Below are 18,491 nucleotides of genomic sequence, written 5' to 3' on the forward strand. Positions count from 1 at the left end.
CTGGTTAGCCTCCCCGTCATGAGTCAAACGGGGATTTCCAGCACATGCCTTCCAACCCTTCCCGACGTACCTTCGTCAAAGGCCTCGCCGCCGGTAGCCTGCTCGGTGGTCTGGGCCTATGGCGCTCGCCAGTCTGGGCGCTGAACGCGTCCGGTCAGTTGCATGAACTGAGCGGCAGCGACTTCGAGCTGTTCATCGGCGAAACCCCGGTCAACTTCACCGGCCGCCCGCGCACGGCAATGACCATCAACGGCAGCCTGCCCGGCCCGCTGCTGCGTTGGCGCGAGGGCGACACGGTGACGCTGCGGGTGCGCAACCGACTCAGCGCCAGCACCTCGATTCACTGGCACGGCATTCTGCTGCCGGCGAACATGGACGGCGTGCCGGGCCTGAGCTTTCACGGCATCGAACCGGGTGGCGTGTACGTCTATCAATTCAAGGTGCGGCAGAACGGCACCTATTGGTATCACAGCCATTCCGGGTTGCAGGAACAGGCCGGCGTCTACGGCCCGCTGGTGATCGACGCCAAGGAACCGGAGCCGTTCCACTACGACCGCGAGTTCGTGGTGATGCTCAGCGACTGGAGCGACGAAGACCCGGCCAGCCTGATGAAGACCCTGAAAAAACAATCCGACTACTACAACTTCCACAAACGCACCGTCGGCGATTTCATCGATGACGTCAGCGAGAAAGGCTGGGGCGCCACCGTTGCCGATCGCAAGATGTGGGCAGAAATGAACATGAACCCCACTGACATTGCCGACGTCAGTGGCGCCACCTACACCTTCCTGATGAATGGCCACGCGCCGGATAACAACTGGACCGGTCTGTTCCGCCCCGGCGAAAAATTGCGCCTGCGTCTGATCAACGGCTCGGCGATGACCTACTTCGACGTGCGCATTCCGGGGTTGAAAATGACCGTGGTCGCGGCGGATGGCTTGCACGTCAAACCGGTCAGCGTCGATGAACTGCGCATCGCCGTGGCCGAGACTTACGACGTCATCGTCGAGCCGGACGCCGAAGCGTACACCCTGTTTGCCCAGGCCATGGATCGTACCGGTTTTGCCCGTGGCACCCTCGCCACTCGCGCCGGGTTATCTGCGCCCGTACCAATTCTGGACCCGCGCCCGTTGGTGACAATGGACGACATGGGCATGGGCGGCATGGACCACGGTTCGATGGACATGAGCGCCATGGATCATTCGGCGATGGGCCCGATGCAAGCCCATCCCGCCAGCGAAAAAGACAATCCACTGGTGGACATGCAAGCCATGACCACCGCACCAAAACTCAACGACCCCGGCCTCGGTCTGCGCAACAACGGCCGTCGCGTGCTGAGCTACGCCGACCTGCGCAGCACCTTCGAAGACCCGGATGGCCGCGACCCGAGCCGCACAATCGAACTGCACCTGACCGGCCACATGGAAAAATTCGCCTGGTCGTTCAACGGCATCAAATTCTCCGACGCCGAGCCTTTGCGCCTGAAGTACGGCGAGCGCATCCGCCTGGTGCTGGTCAACGACACGATGATGACCCACCCGATTCATCTGCACGGCATGTGGAGCGATCTGGAAGACGAAAACGGCGACTTCCAGGTGCGCAAACACACCATCGACATGCCGCCCGGTACGCGCCGCAGTTATCGCGTAACCGCCGACGCACTTGGCCGCTGGGCCTATCACTGCCATCTCCTGTACCACATGGAAACGGGCATGTTCCGCGAAGTGCGGGTGGAAGAATGAAGGGGCCGCTGATGACTCGACTTACTGCGTTTTCCTTGCTGCTGATCGGCAGTTCGGCGATGGCCGCCAGCGCCATGCCGGGCATGGATCACAGCCAGATGCCCGGCATGGATCATTCGGCAATGCAAAGCATGGACGACGGCATGATGCAGCCCGCCGCGCCAACCGAAAGTCGCACGCCGATCCCGCCGCTGACCGACGCCGACCGCGCCGCTGTGTTCACCAGCCCCGGCGGCCATCAAGTCCACGACAGCGCGATCAACACGTACTTTCTCGCCGACAAACTCGAATGGCAGGACGCCGATGACGGCAGCGCGCTGGCCTGGGATCTGTCCGGCTGGATCGGTGGCGATATCGATCGTCTGTGGCTGCGTTCCGAAGGCGAACGCAGTAACGGCAAGACCGAGGACGCCGAGATTCAGGCGCTGTGGGGCCATGCGATTTCGCCGTGGTGGGACGTCGTCAGCGGCGTGCGTCAGGACTTCAAACCCGGCGCGCCACAGACTTGGGCCGCGTTCGGCCTGCAGGGCATGGCGCTGTACAACTTCGAAGCCGAGGCGACCGCGTTTATCGGTGAAGGCGGCCAGAGCGCGCTGCGGTTCGAGGGTGACTACGACATCCTGCTGACCAATCGCCTGATCTTGCAGCCCACCGCTGAACTCAACATTTACGGCAAAAACGATCCGCAGCGAGGCATCGGTTCCGGCCTTGCCAATACCGAAGCCGGCCTGCGTTTACGCTATGAAATCCGCCGCGAATTTGCGCCGTACATCGGCGTGACGTGGAACCGCACTTACGGCAACAGCGCCGATTACGCCCGCGAAGAAGGCGAGGATCGCAGCGAAGCGCGGCTCGTGCTCGGCGTGCGGCTGTGGTTCTGAACCCCCTTAGAAAACAACCCGGAGCTCTTGCATGCGCAGCTTGAAAATCACCCTTGTATTCGCCAGCGGCTTGCTCCTGAGCAGCCTCGCCCAGGCCCACCCGAAACTGCTGTCGTCGACCCCGGCCGAAGGTGCCGATGGCCCGGCGCCCGGCAAGATTGAACTGCACTTTTCGGAGAACCTGCTGACCCGGTTCTCCGGCGCCAAACTGGTCATGACCGAAATGCCCGGCATGGCCCATTCGCCGATGCCGATGAAAGCCAGAGTCAGCGCCGGCAGCGACCCGAAAAGCATGCTGATTACCCCGCTCTCTCCATTGCCCGCCGGCACTTATCAAGTCGAATGGCGCGCGGTGTCCTCGGACACGCACCCGATCACCGGCAACGTCACGTTCAAAGTGAAGTAAGCGATGGGCGAACTGATCAACATCCTCCTGCGGTTTGCGTTGTATGTGGATTTGCTGCTGGTGTTCGGGCTGGCGTTGTTTGGGGTTTACGGCGCTGACTCGACGCTGCGGTTTCGGTCGCTGTTGCGCGGGATGGCGTTGATCGGGGCGCTGCTGTCGGTGGCTGGTCTGGTGCTGATGACCCGCGCCATGAGTGGCGAAACGGCGCTTGCGGCGCTGTGGCCACACCTGCAAATGATGCTGCTGGAAACCGACGTCGGGCTGGCGTGGGCAGTACGAATGATTGCGCTGATCGTGGTGTTGATCAGGCCGGGGGCTTGGCTTGCGTCGATTACCGGCGCTGTTGCGCTCGCCTCTCTGGCCTGGAGCGGGCATGGGGCGATGGACGAGGGAGCGCTGCGGTTCTGGCATTTTCTCAGCGACATTCTGCACCTGCTCGCGGCGGGTGCGTGGCTGGGTGCGATGCTGGCGCTGGTGCTGATGACGCGGGGGCTGGTTGATCAAGCACGCATTCGTTCGCTGGCGTTTGCGGTTCGGCGCTTTGAGTGGGTCGGCGCAGCGATTGTGCTGACGCTGTCGATCACCGGCGTGGTGAATTACTTGTTCATCGTCGGCCCGAGGCTGGATGAAGTGTTGCTCGGCACGTACGGGATGCTGCTGACGATCAAGGTTTTACTGTTTGCCGGAATGTTGGCGTTGGCAGCGTTGAATCGCTTTCATCTTGGTCCGGCATTGCAGCAGGCATTGCGCGATGGACAACATGTCGTCGCGGCGAATGCGCTAAGACGCAGCGTTGTCGTTGAACTGGCAATCGCATTGCTGATCGTGGCACTGGTGGCGTGGCTCGGCACGTTAAGCCCGGACGCGGGATGACACCCGGGAAAGCCTTTCACTACACTGGGTCACCCTTCCTTCTCGGAACTGCGATCTCAATGACAATTCCAAAAAGCACGATGATCTTCTGCGGCGCGCTCACATTGGCCACTGCCGTTCAAGCGCAGGAAACCCCTTCGCACCTCGACAGCATCCAGCAACAAGGCGAACTGCGCGTCTGCACCACGGGCGACTACAAGCCCTACACCTTCAAACGTCCCGACGGCGACTTCGAAGGCATCGACATCGCCATGGCCCGCTCGCTGGCCGACAGCCTCGGGGTCAAAGTGCAATGGGTGCAAACCACCTGGAAAACCTTGATGCCGGACATGCAGGCCGGCAAGTGCGACATCGGCATGGGCGGTATTTCAGTGACGCTGGAGCGGCAGAAAAAAGCCTACTTCAGCAACACCCTCGACACCGACGGCAAGATTCCGCTGGTGCGCTGCGCCGATGTCAGCAAGTACCAGACCGTCGAACAGATCAACCAGCCCAACGTGCGCCTGGTCGAACCTGCCGGCGGCACCAATGAAGCCTTCGTCCACGCCTTCCTGCCCAAGGCGCAACTGGCCCTGCACGACAACGTGACGATCTTCCAGCAACTGCTCGACAACCAGGCCGATGTGATGATCACCGACGCCTCGGAAGCGCTGTATCAGCAGAAACTCAAACCGGGCCTGTGCGCGGTGAATCCCCATCAGTACATGCAGTACGGCGAGAAGGCTTACTTGCTACCGCGCGATGACATCAGCTGGAAACTTTATGTCGATCAGTGGCTGCACTTGAGCAAAGTCACCGGCAAGTATCAGCAAACCCTCAGCGAGTGGATTGCCGTCCCTGCCGCGCAGTAATCCTCAATCGTCATGCAGCATGCCGGAGCTGTACTGATTGAGGCTGCTGCCGATACTGTTGCCACCAAACTTCAACGTATTGGCGTTACGCCCCTGCGGCGACTGACAATCGCTGGAGAAACAACTAGTCGTGGTCAAGCCACCCGTGCCCGAACAGGCACTCAACACCGATACCGCTGCAGCGATCAACAGCACTTTGACGACATTCAGGCGCATGGCACGATTCCCCTCGGGATGAACAGCGACGATCTTGTCTCAGCAGACTAGGCCTGCGCAGCACGCGGCAAGATGAAACTTTGCTGATCGACAGCGCGCGTTCAGAATCGCCTATCCGTCAGCCAAGGACCGCCCAGTGCAACCGGTTCAACGCCATTTAACGCCAGGAGACCCAAGCTTGAGACGAGAACTGAGCCCTGCCGAGCTCTACAACATCAGATCCGCCCTCTCCGACATTTTTGTCGACAGCGGCGTCGATTACCCCTACATCGCCAGGCAAGTCGAAGGCTACGACCCGGAACAGATCAAAGACATTCTGTACTCGGAAGTCGCCGTCGTCTGCGCCGGAAATCTGGAATGCGTACTGCCGCCAGTCTGGACAGGTTTCGAACCTGATTCGTTGAATCGGGAAATCGAGCAGATGCTGCTCGCAAACAAGCACAGCTGGATTCGGCGGCAACTGCATAAGCTGCACACCGCGCGGTTGCGGTATAGCTATCGGGAAGTGTGGGAGGAGATTACGGCTCACTGCAAAGGCTGGAGTTGATACAGCCCTGCGTGGCAATAGCGCATCAACAACCTACAACGCGTTTAAACTGAAAAGATGATTGCCCCACTACTCGCTCAGTCCTTTGCCGATTTAGGAATCGCAATCCGGCTACCGGTCTTGACCTCGCGCAACGCCAGGCTGGACTGAATCGAGGCAATCCCCACCTGACGCCTGAGCACCTGCTCGATGAAGTCGCTGTAACTATCAAGATCCTCCGCCAACACCTGCAACACATAATCGGCATCACCGGTGATCTTGTGACAGGCCAACACCTGCGGCAATTGCGCAATCACCGCCTCGAAGGCGTCCGGCGCGTGGTCGGCGTGGGTGGAAAAACGAATGTGCACGAACGCCATGATATCCAGCCCGAGCATTCGCCGATCAAGGTTGGCCTGATAGCCCTTGATGACCCCCGCCTCCTCCATGCGCTTGCGCCGCCGCCAGCACGGCGTAAGGCTCAGCGACAGCCGCTCGCTGAGTTCAGCGTTGGAAATACTGGCGTCTTTCTGCAACAACTCGAGAATCGCCAGGTCAGTCTCGTCGAGGCTGATGCGTTTGGATATTTTTTTCTGCATGACGCCATTCCTGAGTAAAAACGCCCGAATAATCGACTGAATAACGAACACAAAGCAAAGAAAGCGCAGCCCAGCCGGAACAGAATATTTGCACTGGCTAACAATAACGGATGCGCAGAATGTTTACAGTTTTCAGTGATTCCCACCGGTTGCACCACGGCACCGAATTGAAAGACGGCGTGCTCAAACCGTCGTTCGAGCAACCGAGTCGAGCCGACACCGTGCACAACCGCGTCAAACAGGTCGGCCTCGGGCAGATCGTCGAACCGCGCGCGTTTGATCGCTCGTGCTACGTCAACGCGCACAGCGAGCGCTACGTCAGTTTTCTGGAAAATGCCTGGGGCGAATGGTGCGCCACCGGTCGCACTCACGACGCCTTGCCGCTGGTCTGGCCGGTGCGCGATCTGGCCGGCGAAGAGGTGCCGACGTTCATCGACGGCAAGCTCGGCTTCTATGCCATGGATGCCGGCTCGCCGATCACCGCGACGACCTGGCAAGCGGTGAAAACCAGCGCCGATATTGCCCTGACCGGCCTGGCCCTGATCGATGAAGGCCACGACAGCGCCTTCGCCCTGTGCCGCCCGCCCGGCCATCACGCCGCGCGCGAATACATGGGCGGTTATTGCTACCTCAACAACGCCGCGATTGCCGCGCAACAAGCCATCACCCAAGGCGCCAAACGCGTCGCGGTGCTCGACGTCGACTTCCACCACGGCAACGGCACGCAGAACATTTTCTACCAACGCAGCGACGTCCTGTTCGTGTCGCTGCACGGTGAGCCGGCGGTGTCCTATCCGTACTTTTCAGGTTACAGCGACGAAGTCGGCGCGGGTGTCGGCGAGGGTTACAACCTCAACTATCCCCTGCCGAAAAAAACCACCTGGGAGAGCTACCGCAACGCCCTGCTCCACGCCTGCAAAAAGCTTCAGCAGTTCGCGCCTGAAGTGCTGGTGATTTCCCTCGGTGTCGATACGTTCAAGGACGATCCCATCAGCCACTTCCTGCTCGAAAGTGATGACTTCATCGGCATCGGTGAACTGATCGCCAGTGTCGGCTGCCCGACCCTGTTCGTCATGGAGGGCGGCTACATGGTCGATGAAATCGGCATCAATGCCGTCAACGTGCTGCACGGTTTCGAGAGCAAACGCAGCTGAGCCGGCCCCCGCTCTACAACCTTTCAATGACTGGATCGGAGAACAAGAACATGACGCTTTTTATTGATGTCGATGATGCTGCACGCCTGTTCACCCAAGTCGGCATCCGACGTGCCATCCGTGAAATGGCCGGCTACATCGAAGCGGACTACGCACGCTGGGCGCAGTTTGATAAATCACCGCGCACGGCCAATCACTCGGAAGACGGCGTGATCGAGTTGATGCCCACCGACGACGGCCAGCAGTACTCATTCAAATACGTCAACGGCCACCCGAACAACGGCCAGCAGAACTTGCTCACGGTCATGGCCTTCGGTCTGCTGGCGGATGTGCAGAGTGGCTATCCGACGCTGCTCAGCGAACTGACCTTGACCACCGCCGTGCGCACCGCAGCAACCTCGGCACTGGTCGCGCAATCGCTGGCGCGCCCGGGTGCGACCTCGATGGCCCTGATCGGCAACGGTGCGCAAAGTGAATTTCAGGCGCTGGCCTTCCATGAAATGTTGGGCATCAGTGAAATCCGTATCTTCGATATCGATCGAGACGCTTCACTCAAGTTGAAGCACAACCTCGCCGCGTTCCCGGGGATTGAAGTGATCCTGGCCAACTCCGTTAAGGACGCGGTCAAGGGCGCGGACATCGTCACCACAGTCACCGCCGACAAAACCTACGCAACGATTCTGACGCCGGAAATGATCGAGCCCGGCATGCACATCAACGCGGTTGGCGGTGACTGCCCGGGTAAAACCGAACTGCACGCCGACATCCTGCGCAACGCCCGGGTCATCGTCGAATTCGAACCGCAAACCCGTATTGAAGGCGACATTCAGCAACTGGAGACAGATTCCCCGGTGATCGAGTTTTTCCGGATTGTGCAGGGTGAAGTCGCCGGACGCGAAAACGATGCGCAGGTGACGGTGTTCGATTCGGTGGGCTTTGCCCTGGAGGACTTTTCCTCACTGCGCTACCTGAAAGACCTGGCTCAGGCACAGCAAATCGGCCAGCGCATCCACTTGGTGCCGACGCCGGCCAACATCAAAAACCTCTTCCAACTGCTCGATCCGCAACCGGCCAAAGCCTCGCGTCTGCGCACCGTCAGTTGATCGCTAACCGCCGCCCCCAAGCCACAGGGGGCGACTCACCTTGTGATTAGCCGCTGCACCTCTAACAAGAACGCTCGACACCTACTTTCTGCCAAAACTCAAAAACATAAAATCAAGAGGTTTTGCAATGAAATCGACCCCTTCCGGGCTGCCCGAACAGCCCGCGCTGCAGCGCACGCTCAGCAATCGTCATATCCAGCTAATGGCCATGGGCGGCGCCATCGGCACCGGCCTGTTCATGGGCTCCGGAAAGATCATCGCCCTCTCCGGGACGTCGATCATCCTCATCTACATGATCATCGGCCTGTTCGTGTTTTTCGTCATGCGCGCCATGGGCGAAATGCTCCTGTCCAACCTCAACTTCAAAACCTTCGCCGACTTCGCCGGTGCCTACCTCGGCCCGCGCGCGGCATTCTTCCTCGGCTGGTCGTACTGGCTGAGCTGGAGCGTGGCGGTGATCGGCGATGCCGTCGTGGTCGGCGGCTTCTTCCAGTACTGGTTCCCCGACGTCCCGGCGTGGATACCCGCCGTCGGCATGCTGGCGACCCTGTTCGCCCTCAACGTGCTGACCGTCAGGCTGTTCGGTGAAGTGGAATTCTGGTTCGCGATCATCAAGATCATTGCCGTCGTGACCCTGATCGGCGTCAGCACCGTACTGATCGCCAGCTCGTTCGTCTCGCCCAGCGGCGTCACCGCGTCCCTGAGTCACTTGGTGGACAAACAAGCGGCATTCCCCAACGGCTTGTTCGGCTTCTTCGCCGGATTTCAAATGGCGATCTTCTCCTTCGCCGGCACCGAGCTGATCGGCACCGCCGCCGCCGAAACCCGCTCGCCGGAGAAAACCCTGCCCAAAGCGATCAACTCAATTCCGCTGCGGATCATCCTGTTCTACGTGTTGGCACTGACCTGCATTATTGCCGTGACCTCGTGGCAACAGGTCTCCCCGGTCAAGAGCCCCTTTGTCGAACTGTTCCTCGTCGCCGGGTTCCCAGCAGCGGCCGGCATCGTCAACTTCGTGGTCCTGACCTCGGCGGCCTCATCGGCCAACAGCGGCGTGTTCTCATCAAGCCGCATGCTGTTCGGGCTGGCGAATCAGGACAACGCCCCCGGCCTATTCCGCCGACTGTCGAGCAACAGCGTGCCGCTGCTGAGCCTGGCGTTCACCACGCTGTTGATGCTGGTCGGCGTGGTGGTGCTATTCATCGTGCCGGAAGTCATGACCGCGTTCACCATCGTCTCGACCGTGTCGGCGATTCTGGTGATCTTCACCTGGTCGACCATCCTGGCGTCTTACATTGCCTACCGGAAAAAACGTCCGGATCTGCATGCGAAGTCGGCTTACAAGATGCCCGGCGGTGTGCCGATGGCTTGGTTCTCGTTGGCGTTTTTGGGGTTTGTGCTGGGGTTGCTGGCGTTGCGGCCTGATACGCGGATTGCGCTGATGGTGATGCCAGGGTGGTTTGTTTGGTTGGCGATTGCTTATCAGTTGACGCGGTTGAGGAAGCCGAAATCTGCGGTTGGGTCGGCTAGTCAGTTTGGTTAGATGTGCAAGCGAAAGCCGTCACTTGGAAGTGACGGCTTTTTGTTATCAGTGAACGAGCATTTCACCCGCCCATGGCGGAACAGGCTTTATGCCTTCACCTCAACGTTATCCAACGCCTGATTCACCGCCAACTCCCCCAACATCACCACCTGCGCGATGCCCAGCGCGGTTTTGCGGTGCGAGGGGTCGAGTGCTGCGGCGAAGTTGTTGAGCATTTCCGAAGCGGAACTCAGCGTTTCACTGGCGTTGGCCAGCAGGGATTCCGAGTCGTACTTCGGATTGGCGAGGTACATGCGCTCGGGCTCGTTGACGCTGGACATGATGTGGCAGGTGGGGAGGAGGTAGTGATCGAGCGCGCGCTCGGCGGCTTCGTGGAGTTTTTTGGAGTTGAGGGATTCGTAGGGGGATGCGGGATCGGTTTCTGGTGGGTTGGGCGTTACTTTGAACATAAATGGAACTCCAGCACTTACAAAATGGGAGCCATCCACTCTCGCTACCAAACGAAGGGTGGTGACCATACACAGGTTGGTAGACCGGAGCACTGGAACCGGCGCTTCCGAAGAAGCCCTGAGCATGGCCACCATAATCCAGGCGCAAAAATGCGACTGCATGGGGTGACGCAATGCATCAGTGCTGCGGGTCTACCAAACCCGATCACTGGTTTTCAGTGACCCAGGAACAATAGAACCCGCTAGCTAGACGCACAAGCCGGCGGATTCTGTCTTAGGTGTAGGGGGTGGCGCAAGGTCGTGTAGGCCATTAGTGGCGCCACCTAGGTGTTTTTAAACAAGCATAGTGTTGTTAAAGGACTCGCACGGGTGAACTGAAAAAAGTGAACCCTTTCCCAGAAATAAATCCGCCCCTTTTTTTCCAAAAATTTAAGCAAAAACAATTAAAAGGAGAGATAGATATACCCATAACGAGACTAGGTGCAGACACTCAAAAGGCGTCCCTTGGTCTGCAAATACAGGACCTTGCCGACTACATTGATCGGCAAGGCGTCAGAGCTACACAGGAGCAAAACAGGCTGCTCGGACGTACGCCGGCCTAGCGCTTCGGAGACAGAAGACAGCGCCGCGCCACATGAAGGGCAAAGCGGCACAAAGCCATACCTGACGACGACAAAAGAAAAATCCGAAGGTATGCTACGCGCAGTTTTTACTTTGAGGTTTGAATGGAAACGTTCACGGACACGCCCAGCATTGTTGACCTGTTTTCTGGTTGTGGCGGTTTTTCGCTAGGCGCCGAACTATCGGGCTTTCATACGCTTGCCGCAATTGATATTGATTCAACACTTCAGTCAGGCTACAAAAAGAATTTCCCCGACACAAAAGTTGTAGAAGGCAACGTAGCCGACATACAACTAAACGACTGGAAAGTTCTAATTGGCAACAAACGCCCCCATGGAATTATAGGCGGCCCACCATGCCAAGGTTTCAGCCGTATAGGAAAAAGGCAGAAGGATGATCCAAGAAACGATCTTGTTCATCACTTTTACCGCCATGTTAAAGAGCTTCGCCCGAAGTTTTTTGTAATGGAAAATGTCCAGGGAATCTTAGACGAAGAAAATATTGAAACACTAACAAATGGCATCGGGCAAATTTCCGAACTATACACAATACTAGGACCTTTCGTTATTAACGCTGCAGACTTCGGCGCCCCAACAAATCGATACCGAGTATTGGTAATTGGGTATGATCCTCAAGAAATATTATCCTTGACGATCGAGCAATTTTTAGCAAAAAAAGTAAAAAAACATACAACCGTAAAAGACGCAATTTTCGACCTGCCCGCTCCAACTAAAGACACAAAAAATTACAACGATTACTCTTGGACCCCTTATCCAAGTCAAGATAAGAAAAACTTATCGCCTTACGCAAAAAAAATGAGAACAGCTCCACCGAAAGGTATTGGATGGCCAGAGAGCGTAAAAAAACTTAAAGATGGCTTCGTTTCTGGTCTAACGGAGACTAAGCACTCTGAAGAAATTTCACTACGCTATAAAAACACACCAAATGGCAAGCCAGACATTATTAGCAAGTCGCACAAATTAAGTTGGGACGGTCTGAGTCCAACACTTCGCGCTGGTACAGGGTCGGATAAAGGGTCATTTCAGGCAGTCAGACCCTTGCACCCGTCTGAGGGTCGAGTGATCAATGTACGGGAGGCAGCTCGACTTCAGGGATTTCCCGATTGGTTCGTATTTCACCCAACAAAGTGGCACAGTTTCCGAATGATCGGAAATAGTGTTTCCCCCTTAGTTTCGCTGGGAATTATGAGCGTAATCATGGCCGCCACGACACAAAACAACCAGAACAAAGTAGCTTGAGAGAGAAAGGGAGAGCAGACGCAATGAGTGCCATTGGGGAAGAGTTCACAGTTGATACTCGGCCAAGCAAAGAGGTCGTAGTAGACAGTTTAATCCGCGACATAACAATTGAAGCCTGCATCTTCGATCTAATAGATAACTCTATAGACGCCGCTCGCGACACTCTCTATAAACTTGACCCTGCACTTGAACGCGACTCTTCTCCTGCGAGCTACGAAAACTTCAAAATAAAATTAACTATCGATGGTGAAAAATTCATCATTACTGATAACTGCGGTGGAATATCTCAATTGGATTTGTCCACTGCGGCGCTTCGGTTCGGACAACGCTCGACCCACGATTCAGGTATTGGAGTTTTCGGAGTAGGACTCAACAGAGCAATATTTAAGTTGGGCCGTGACATAAATCTTGACTCAGACACTGGAAGGGAACGTTGTACGCTTACGTTAGATACCTCGGAATATCTAAAGACCGAGGAATGGGATTTACCCGCTACAAGTCTCCCCTCCCAAGGAAGGGTTGGCACGACACTGTCCATAAATAAAATTGCTGGGGAAACTTCTCGTAAGTTTTCAGACGCGGCCTGGGAATCAGACTTCATAATTGAAATTGGCAGACGTTACGGGAAATATCTGGAAAAAGGTCTCGATATCAGCATTAACGATGTAGAAATACAAAGCGAACTAATCAAAATTCGTACTGACAGCCATTATGATACCGACCGAAAATTTTTCAAGCCTTCGGATGAGGTATCGGTACACATTGAAGCCGGCCAACATATCAAGCACAAATTCAGCGTAGAGACAGGAGGAGATAAAAACAACTCACGCGAATTGACTAAGCAGTATGGCTGGACAATTTTTTGTAATGATAGAGCGGTAATTGTTTCGGATCAGACATGGAAAACAGGTTGGCTCGGCAAGTTCCACACTCAGTTTTATGGATTTGTCGGAAATGTATACTTTTACAGCAAGTATCCTGAGAAGCTACCTTGGAGCACCACCAAGACTGATGTGGATCTCAACAATCCCGCTTATCAAACCACACTTGAGGAAATGAAAAAATTCACTCAAAAGTGGAGAGTCTTTTCTGATAAGATGAAGGAAATCAGAGCAGGGCGTGGAAAACTTCCACCAATCCCAACGCCCGCTACTATACCTACACCTGCCAAACCGAATCCGGCCACCACTGCGCCAAGCAATCCGGCGACTACAAAATCTCCCGTTGCCAAACCTGTAATAAAACAGCCAACACATAAATTAGATCACAATACATTTGAGACACTGCTACCAATTGAAATGGATGAGCTATATTGCGACGACAAACATCTCGCACTGGTTCACGAAGCGAAAATTATAAATCTCAATCGAACCAGCTACTCAGCACTCTTGCTTATGAGAACCTTGTTTGAAGTAAGCTCCATCTGGTTTCTTATCCGCAAAGAAATGTACACACCATTAAAAAAATCCATCATTGAAAAACGCAACTCCGACCGACAAAAAACAGACAGAGCACCGCTGAGTAAAGTTGAAGAGAACAACGCAAGCCCTACTCTCGACGAAATAATTGTTTACTTAGAAGCGAACGAAACAGTTTGGGATGATGCCAATCGTAAAAGCATCAAGCACAGTCTAAAAAAATTCGCACAGCATAAAGAAAAACTTAACAGCGCAGTCCACAGTCACTTTCAGCCAATCAGCAAGCTGGAGGCATTTCAAATGCGAGATGAAGTACTTCCAATATTGCGATATTTACTTACCGCGGACTAGCCCCTCCCTGATAAACAGCTATGAAGACTCATAGCTGTTTAGATTTAACTTAGAAAAAAGGGAACGGACTTATTTACTTCCAAGCCCTTTCTTCTATATAAACACAATTAGCATCGATTATGCAGGGCAGGTCGCACGGATTGCTCGGGTGCACCAATACGGTTGAAATACCGCGCGGAACGCATGGCGCCAGAGGTGCGATATGAACAGCGTGAGATGCGGGGCTTTACAGATGCCGACCTTGATTTAATCAAAAACAGCTTGCTCAGCCATCTCATGCAGATTTGTCCTACAAACATGTGACTTTTGGATTTTTACGAGCCAGGAAGTACTTACCCTCTAACCCCGCGTCAACCTCAAGATTTACGCCCATTGCGTAACTTCCGCTTGAAGTATAAAAATAGTCCGTCACAGTGCCTTTATAAATCCCCCCCTCATATTCAACCTGAACACGCTGCCCTAATGGTATCGGGATATTATTCGGCAGCACAAAATTCTCAACTCTTGATATCAAGGCGTAGTGTTGCGGACACAGTAAATCCAACTTATTAAATTCCATTATTTTCACTCCAAGACAATTTATCCAGCGAACCAAATTTACTGTCGCATGAAAAATAGAGTTTGCCACCTGTCAAACCTGACAGGTGAACAATAATTATTCGGCATCAAAAAAATCTTATTAACAACCAAAGTTGCGCCATGTATTGATCCGCGCTACAAATTCCCATGACTGAAATTAGGGAAATTGGGGAAATTAGGGGCAGGGAAAATTAGGGGCCAGACCACAATATTCAGTCGATTTGTCTCGCTTCAGCTGCGAGCAAGAGCACGTGGTAAAGACGCGTAAGCCTCCGTCCTGTCTAATCCTGATAAACTCCCCAACCTTCACCCCTCTGATCCAGATTCCCCCAATGTCTCTACAACCCGCCCCACTCTCCCGCCGCTTCTCCGTCGCCCCAATGATGGATTGGACTGACCGCCATTGCCGTTTCTTCCTACGCCTCCTATCGAAGAACGCTCTGCTCTACACCGAAATGGTCACCACCGGCGCGCTGCTCAACGGCGATCACGAGCGCTTCCTCCGTCACAACGAAGCCGAGCACCCTCTAGCCTTGCAACTAGGCGGTAGCGTTCCGTTGGATCTGGCCGCCTGCGCACGCATGGCCCAGGAGCACGGCTACGACGAGGTAAACCTGAACGTGGGCTGCCCAAGCGATCGTGTGCAGAACAACATGATCGGCGCGTGCCTGATGGGTCACCCGCAACTGGTGGCGGATTGTGTGAAGGCGATGCAAGACGCGGTGTCGATTCCAGTAACGGTAAAACACCGCATCGGCATCAACGGTCGGGACAGTTACGCGGAGCTGTGTGATTTCGTCGGCACCGTGCGCGATGCCGGGTGCACGAGTTTTACCGTGCATGCGCGGATTGCGATTCTGGAGGGGTTGTCGCCGAAGGAGAATCGTGACATTCCGCCGTTGCGCTATGACGTGGCGGCGCAGCTGAAGGCGGATTTTCCGGCGTTGGAGATTGTGCTGAATGGCGGGATCAAGACTATGGAGGCTTGTCATGAGCATTTGCAGACGTTTGACGGTGTGATGTTGGGGCGTGAGGCTTATCACAATCCGTATTTGCTGGCGGAAGTGGATCAGCAGTTGTTCGGCAGTTCGGCGCCGGTGATCAGTCGGGCTGAGGCGTTGGCGCAACTGCGTCCTTATATAGCCGAGCATTTGCTGGCCGGTGGTGCGATGCATCACATCACGCGGCATGTGCTGGGCCTGGGCACGGGGTTCCCGGGGGCGCGGAAATTCCGTCAGTTGTTGTCGGTGGATATTCACAAGGCCAAGGATCCACTGGCGTTGCTGGATCAGGCGGCTGAGTTGCTTGAAGGTCGTTGATTGAAGTCTTGAGTGTGCGGGCGACGCATGAGCGTTGCTCGGTGTTTTGTTGTACTGACAGGATGTCTTTTGTTTATGCCCGCGTTTAGTTTTTCTGCTTTCAAGCGTTTCACCCTCCTCGCCTTGTTCAGCTTCACTTCCGACGTTTATGCGCACTGCGATGGCTTTTGCATGGGCCGTACCGATACGCCGTGGGAGGTGACGCAGTTTTCCGGCTTCACCTTGGTGTCTTTATTCCTCGCGCCTATTTCGTCTAGCCAGGAAACGACCGACAGTCACAAGCGTGTTTACTCTGCTGAAGAACAGGAAGACGCGCGACTCTATCTGGCCAGCGACGGCATGCTGCAGGCCGCGTATTTCACGTCGGCCTTGCAGCGCTTTCGCCAGGAGTCGCCGGATTCGGCGTTAAACGATCTCGCCGTTGCGGCGTTGATCAGCGCTCAGTGATCAGGCTGCCGCTGCGGCGGTCCAATTGACCCAACCGAACAGCCACGTCGCCAGAATCAACAAACCAAACGCGATCCGATACCAGGCGAACGCGGCGTAGCTGTGGTTGGCAATAAACTTGAGCAGGCCGCGTACGGCGATCATCGCGAAGATGAATGCGGTGACGAAGCCGAGGGCGAAGACTGGCAGGTCGTTGGGTTGGAACAGGTCGCGGTATTTGTAGCCGGAGTAGACGGCGGCGCCGACCATGGTGGGCATGGCGAGGAAGAACGAGAATTCGGTGGCGGCTTTGCGCGACAAGCCGAAGAGCAGACCGCCGATGATGGTCGAGCCGGAGCGTGAGGTGCCGGGAATCATCGCCAGGCATTGTACGAATCCGACTTTCAGTGCGTGGGACCAGCGCATGTCGTCGACGTGTTCGACGCTGATCACATGGCTGCGCTGTTCCGCCCACAGCATGATGATGCCGCCGACGACCAGTGCCACGGCGACGGTGATCGGGTTGAACAGGTATTCGTGGATCGCATCGGCGAACAACACGCCCAGGACTACGGCGGGCAGAAAGGCGATCAGCAAGTTGAGGGTGAAGCGTTGCGCATTACGTTCGGTGGGCAGGCCTTTGACGATTTCGAAGATCTTCGGTCGAAACTCCCAGACAACGGCAAGAATGGCACCCAGTTGAATAATGATGTTGAAGGCCATGGCGCGTTCGCCGCCGAATTCCAGCAAGTCGGCTACGATGATCTGGTGGCCGGTACTCGAGATCGGCAAGAACTCGGTCAGGCCTTCTACCGCACCTAATATCAACACCTGGAAAAGGGTCCAGAAATCCATTAATCCTCCGTCAGAGCGCTCTTGGCGAGCGACCGGGTAATAACACTCAGGGGTTGAGTATCTGCAGTGAGACCATTGACATACATAAATGCAAAAGTTCATCAGCCACAAAGATTACGTCTTATTAAAAGACACACTCAAGCCATGTTAGTAATCGTCGGCCGACGAACTACGCAGAAAATATTTAGGCCTTTTTTCAGAAAAAAGTTGCTCGGACAATAAAGTGTGATCAATATCACATTATGCAGAGATGGCCAGACAGTGGCAATTGGACATAGACAAAGCTATCGCATTCACCTCAAAATAGTGGCACCATTGCATATCGCCACCATCTAAGCAGTAGTTCACCCCTCCGAGAAAATCAACTAAAAGCTTGAAAAGCTTAATTATTGTTAGAAAACTCGCGAGACACGTCTAAAATCCGCGCAAATGTTACCAATTGTCAGTCACAGATGAGAACCGGTGCTTTAACATCCCGATGTCAGCACTTAATTCGAGTCAATGCATGATGCTCTCAGCGAACTTAGCGACTAGAAGCCCGCGCCCGACAAACGATGAACCTGGAGTTCTTACTCTGGGTCGTACCCGTGGCGTGGCTGAACATTTCAAAGCGCTAGTCGCCCAGCATTTACGCACTGATATGGCGCTCGAAGCCGATGCGTACACTAGTTCATATCAGTTGAATGAACAGTCTGCTTCGTATCGAGCGATCTTCCTGGTGATCGACAGCCCCCAGGCCCTCGAAGACAATCTGGCGCTGGTCGAGAACCTGCGCAGCGACAACTTGAAGCCGATCATTTGTGCGGTCATCACTGGTCGCGGCGCCTTCAACAAGATCAAGTATTACCTCGCTGGCGCGGATGTTTGTATCAAGCTCAATACCCTTTCCGACGATGGCGCCGAGTTGCTGGGCGAGTTCTTCAACAGTGAAGAATGGCAACGCGATATCAACCTGACGCTTGATCCGACGCGCATCTGCCTGATGGATGCCAGCAAGAAACTCGACATCTCGTTTGCCGAAATGAAGATCCTCGAAGCCTTCGCGCAAACCAGCAATCACATTCTGAGTCATGATGAAATCGCCAGCATCATGGGCCTCAACAGCAATTTCTACGACCCTCGAGCACTGGAAAAATCAATCAGTCGCTTGCGTGGAAAAATCAAGGAGATGTATGGTACAAACGCGATTCAGAGTATTCGCGGCTATGGCTATCGCCTGCTGCGGGGTCTGATATCGACTGCCTGACTCTCGGGCAGCCATCCCATTTGCATACGTACGAAGGATCGTCTGATGCAACCATATAGCTCCCGTTCTGCTTC

The 18,491-nt window shown here is 55.2% G+C and carries 20 protein-coding genes and 1 pseudogene; 16 read left to right on the plus strand and 5 right to left on the minus strand.

Annotation, left to right across the window (positions count from 1 at the left end):
- Positions 1 to 44 precede the first annotated feature (44 nt).
- Genes U6037_RS19395 through U6037_RS19415 form a run of 5 tightly spaced genes read left to right on the plus strand, consistent with a single transcriptional unit; the run spans position 45 to position 4,753 of the window.
- On the plus strand, positions 45 to 1,742 hold the full coding sequence (locus U6037_RS19395) for a copper resistance system multicopper oxidase (RefSeq protein WP_322844195.1): 1,698 nt from the start codon (positions 45 to 47) through the stop codon (positions 1,740 to 1,742).
- A gap of 11 nt (positions 1,743 to 1,753) precedes the next feature.
- A complete protein-coding gene (locus U6037_RS19400; protein WP_322844196.1) occupies positions 1,754 to 2,623 on the plus strand; it encodes a copper resistance protein B in 870 nt (289 codons plus the stop codon).
- A 31-nt stretch (positions 2,624 to 2,654) separates the two neighbouring features.
- The gene (copC, locus tag U6037_RS19405; RefSeq protein WP_322844197.1) at positions 2,655 to 3,029 is read left to right on the plus strand and encodes a copper homeostasis periplasmic binding protein CopC; all 375 of its coding nucleotides are present in this window, start codon (positions 2,655 to 2,657) and stop codon (positions 3,027 to 3,029) included.
- Between the two features lie 3 nt (positions 3,030 to 3,032).
- Entirely contained in the window at positions 3,033 to 3,902 is an 870-nt protein-coding gene (gene copD / locus U6037_RS19410; protein WP_322844198.1) for a copper homeostasis membrane protein CopD, read from the plus strand.
- Between the two features lie 59 nt (positions 3,903 to 3,961).
- Positions 3,962 to 4,753 carry a transporter substrate-binding domain-containing protein gene (locus U6037_RS19415; protein ID WP_322844199.1) on the plus strand — a complete coding sequence of 264 codons (792 nt, stop codon included), beginning with the start codon at positions 3,962 to 3,964 and terminating at the stop codon, positions 4,751 to 4,753.
- Between the two features lie 3 nt (positions 4,754 to 4,756).
- Here U6037_RS19415 and U6037_RS19420 read toward each other — a convergent pair whose 3' ends face one another.
- Positions 4,757 to 4,969, minus strand: a complete 213-nt coding sequence (locus U6037_RS19420) for a hypothetical protein (RefSeq protein WP_322844200.1) — start codon at positions 4,967 to 4,969, stop codon at positions 4,757 to 4,759.
- A gap of 178 nt (positions 4,970 to 5,147) precedes the next feature.
- Between U6037_RS19420 and U6037_RS19425 the strand changes: the two genes are divergently transcribed.
- Positions 5,148 to 5,516: a hypothetical protein gene (locus tag U6037_RS19425; RefSeq protein WP_322844201.1), complete on the plus strand. Its 369-nt coding sequence runs from the start codon at positions 5,148 to 5,150 to the stop codon at positions 5,514 to 5,516.
- A gap of 77 nt (positions 5,517 to 5,593) precedes the next feature.
- Here U6037_RS19425 and U6037_RS19430 read toward each other — a convergent pair whose 3' ends face one another.
- Positions 5,594 to 6,094, minus strand: coding sequence for an Lrp/AsnC family transcriptional regulator (locus U6037_RS19430; protein ID WP_322844202.1), 501 nt, complete (start codon positions 6,092 to 6,094; stop codon positions 5,594 to 5,596).
- 119 nt (positions 6,095 to 6,213) lie between these two features.
- Here U6037_RS19430 and U6037_RS19435 point away from each other — a divergent pair, with 119 nt between their 5' ends.
- The 3 genes from U6037_RS19435 to U6037_RS19445 all read left to right on the plus strand — a co-directional run bounded on the left by U6037_RS19435 (position 6,214) and on the right by U6037_RS19445 (position 9,894).
- Entirely contained in the window at positions 6,214 to 7,248 is a 1,035-nt protein-coding gene (locus U6037_RS19435) for a histone deacetylase family protein (RefSeq protein ID WP_322844203.1), read from the plus strand.
- Between the two features lie 50 nt (positions 7,249 to 7,298).
- The gene (locus U6037_RS19440) at positions 7,299 to 8,351 is read left to right on the plus strand and encodes an ornithine cyclodeaminase (protein WP_322844204.1); all 1,053 of its coding nucleotides are present in this window, start codon (positions 7,299 to 7,301) and stop codon (positions 8,349 to 8,351) included.
- Positions 8,352 to 8,478: 127 nt separating this feature from the next.
- Entirely contained in the window at positions 8,479 to 9,894 is a 1,416-nt protein-coding gene (locus U6037_RS19445; protein WP_322844205.1) for an amino acid permease, read from the plus strand.
- An 86-nt stretch (positions 9,895 to 9,980) separates the two neighbouring features.
- Here the strand turns inward: U6037_RS19445 and U6037_RS19450 are convergent, their stop codons facing one another.
- On the minus strand, positions 9,981 to 10,343 hold the full coding sequence (locus tag U6037_RS19450) for a DUF6124 family protein (RefSeq protein ID WP_322844206.1): 363 nt from the start codon (positions 10,341 to 10,343) through the stop codon (positions 9,981 to 9,983).
- Between the two features lie 383 nt (positions 10,344 to 10,726).
- On the opposite strand from U6037_RS19450, the gene U6037_RS19455 reads away from it, so the two are divergent.
- The 4 genes and pseudogenes from U6037_RS19455 to U6037_RS29505 all read left to right on the plus strand — a co-directional run.
- The gene (locus U6037_RS19455) at positions 10,727 to 10,945 is read left to right on the plus strand and encodes a pyocin activator PrtN family protein (protein WP_322844207.1); all 219 of its coding nucleotides are present in this window, start codon (positions 10,727 to 10,729) and stop codon (positions 10,943 to 10,945) included.
- A 123-nt stretch (positions 10,946 to 11,068) separates the two neighbouring features.
- On the plus strand, positions 11,069 to 12,223 hold the full coding sequence (locus U6037_RS19460; RefSeq protein ID WP_322844208.1) for a DNA cytosine methyltransferase: 1,155 nt from the start codon (positions 11,069 to 11,071) through the stop codon (positions 12,221 to 12,223).
- A 23-nt stretch (positions 12,224 to 12,246) separates the two neighbouring features.
- A complete protein-coding gene (locus tag U6037_RS19465; protein WP_322844209.1) occupies positions 12,247 to 13,992 on the plus strand; it encodes an ATP-binding protein in 1,746 nt (581 codons plus the stop codon).
- A 124-nt stretch (positions 13,993 to 14,116) separates the two neighbouring features.
- Positions 14,117 to 14,295: pseudogene (locus tag U6037_RS29505) on the plus strand (phage virion morphogenesis protein); the annotation flags it as partial.
- Here U6037_RS29505 and U6037_RS19470 read toward each other — a convergent pair.
- Positions 14,282 to 14,551, minus strand: coding sequence for a hypothetical protein (locus U6037_RS19470; RefSeq protein WP_322844210.1), 270 nt, complete (start codon positions 14,549 to 14,551; stop codon positions 14,282 to 14,284). The pseudogene U6037_RS29505 and the gene U6037_RS19470 overlap by 14 nt on opposite strands.
- A 352-nt stretch (positions 14,552 to 14,903) precedes the next feature.
- Here U6037_RS19470 and dusA point away from each other — a divergent pair, with 352 nt between their 5' ends.
- Together dusA and U6037_RS19480 are read left to right on the plus strand one after the other, a co-directional pair.
- A complete protein-coding gene (gene dusA / locus U6037_RS19475; RefSeq protein WP_095121085.1) occupies positions 14,904 to 15,890 on the plus strand; it encodes a tRNA dihydrouridine(20/20a) synthase DusA in 987 nt (328 codons plus the stop codon).
- Positions 15,891 to 15,965: 75 nt separating this feature from the next.
- Positions 15,966 to 16,337 (plus strand): DUF2388 domain-containing protein, encoded by a 372-nt coding sequence (locus U6037_RS19480; protein ID WP_322847343.1) that lies wholly within the window; start codon positions 15,966 to 15,968, stop codon positions 16,335 to 16,337.
- Here the strand turns inward: U6037_RS19480 and U6037_RS19485 are convergent, their stop codons facing one another.
- Positions 16,338 to 17,171: an undecaprenyl-diphosphate phosphatase gene (locus U6037_RS19485; RefSeq protein ID WP_095114324.1), complete on the minus strand. Its 834-nt coding sequence runs from the start codon at positions 17,169 to 17,171 to the stop codon at positions 16,338 to 16,340. It lies immediately after the preceding gene.
- Between the two features lie 505 nt (positions 17,172 to 17,676).
- Between U6037_RS19485 and U6037_RS19490 the strand changes: the two genes are divergently transcribed.
- On the plus strand, positions 17,677 to 18,417 hold the full coding sequence (locus U6037_RS19490; protein WP_322844211.1) for a winged helix-turn-helix domain-containing protein: 741 nt from the start codon (positions 17,677 to 17,679) through the stop codon (positions 18,415 to 18,417).
- Positions 18,418 to 18,491: the final 74 nt, after the last annotated feature.

Origin of the sequence: Pseudomonas sp. B33.4 (assembly GCF_034555375.1) — a bacterium.
GTDB lineage: Bacteria > Pseudomonadota > Gammaproteobacteria > Pseudomonadales > Pseudomonadaceae > Aquipseudomonas.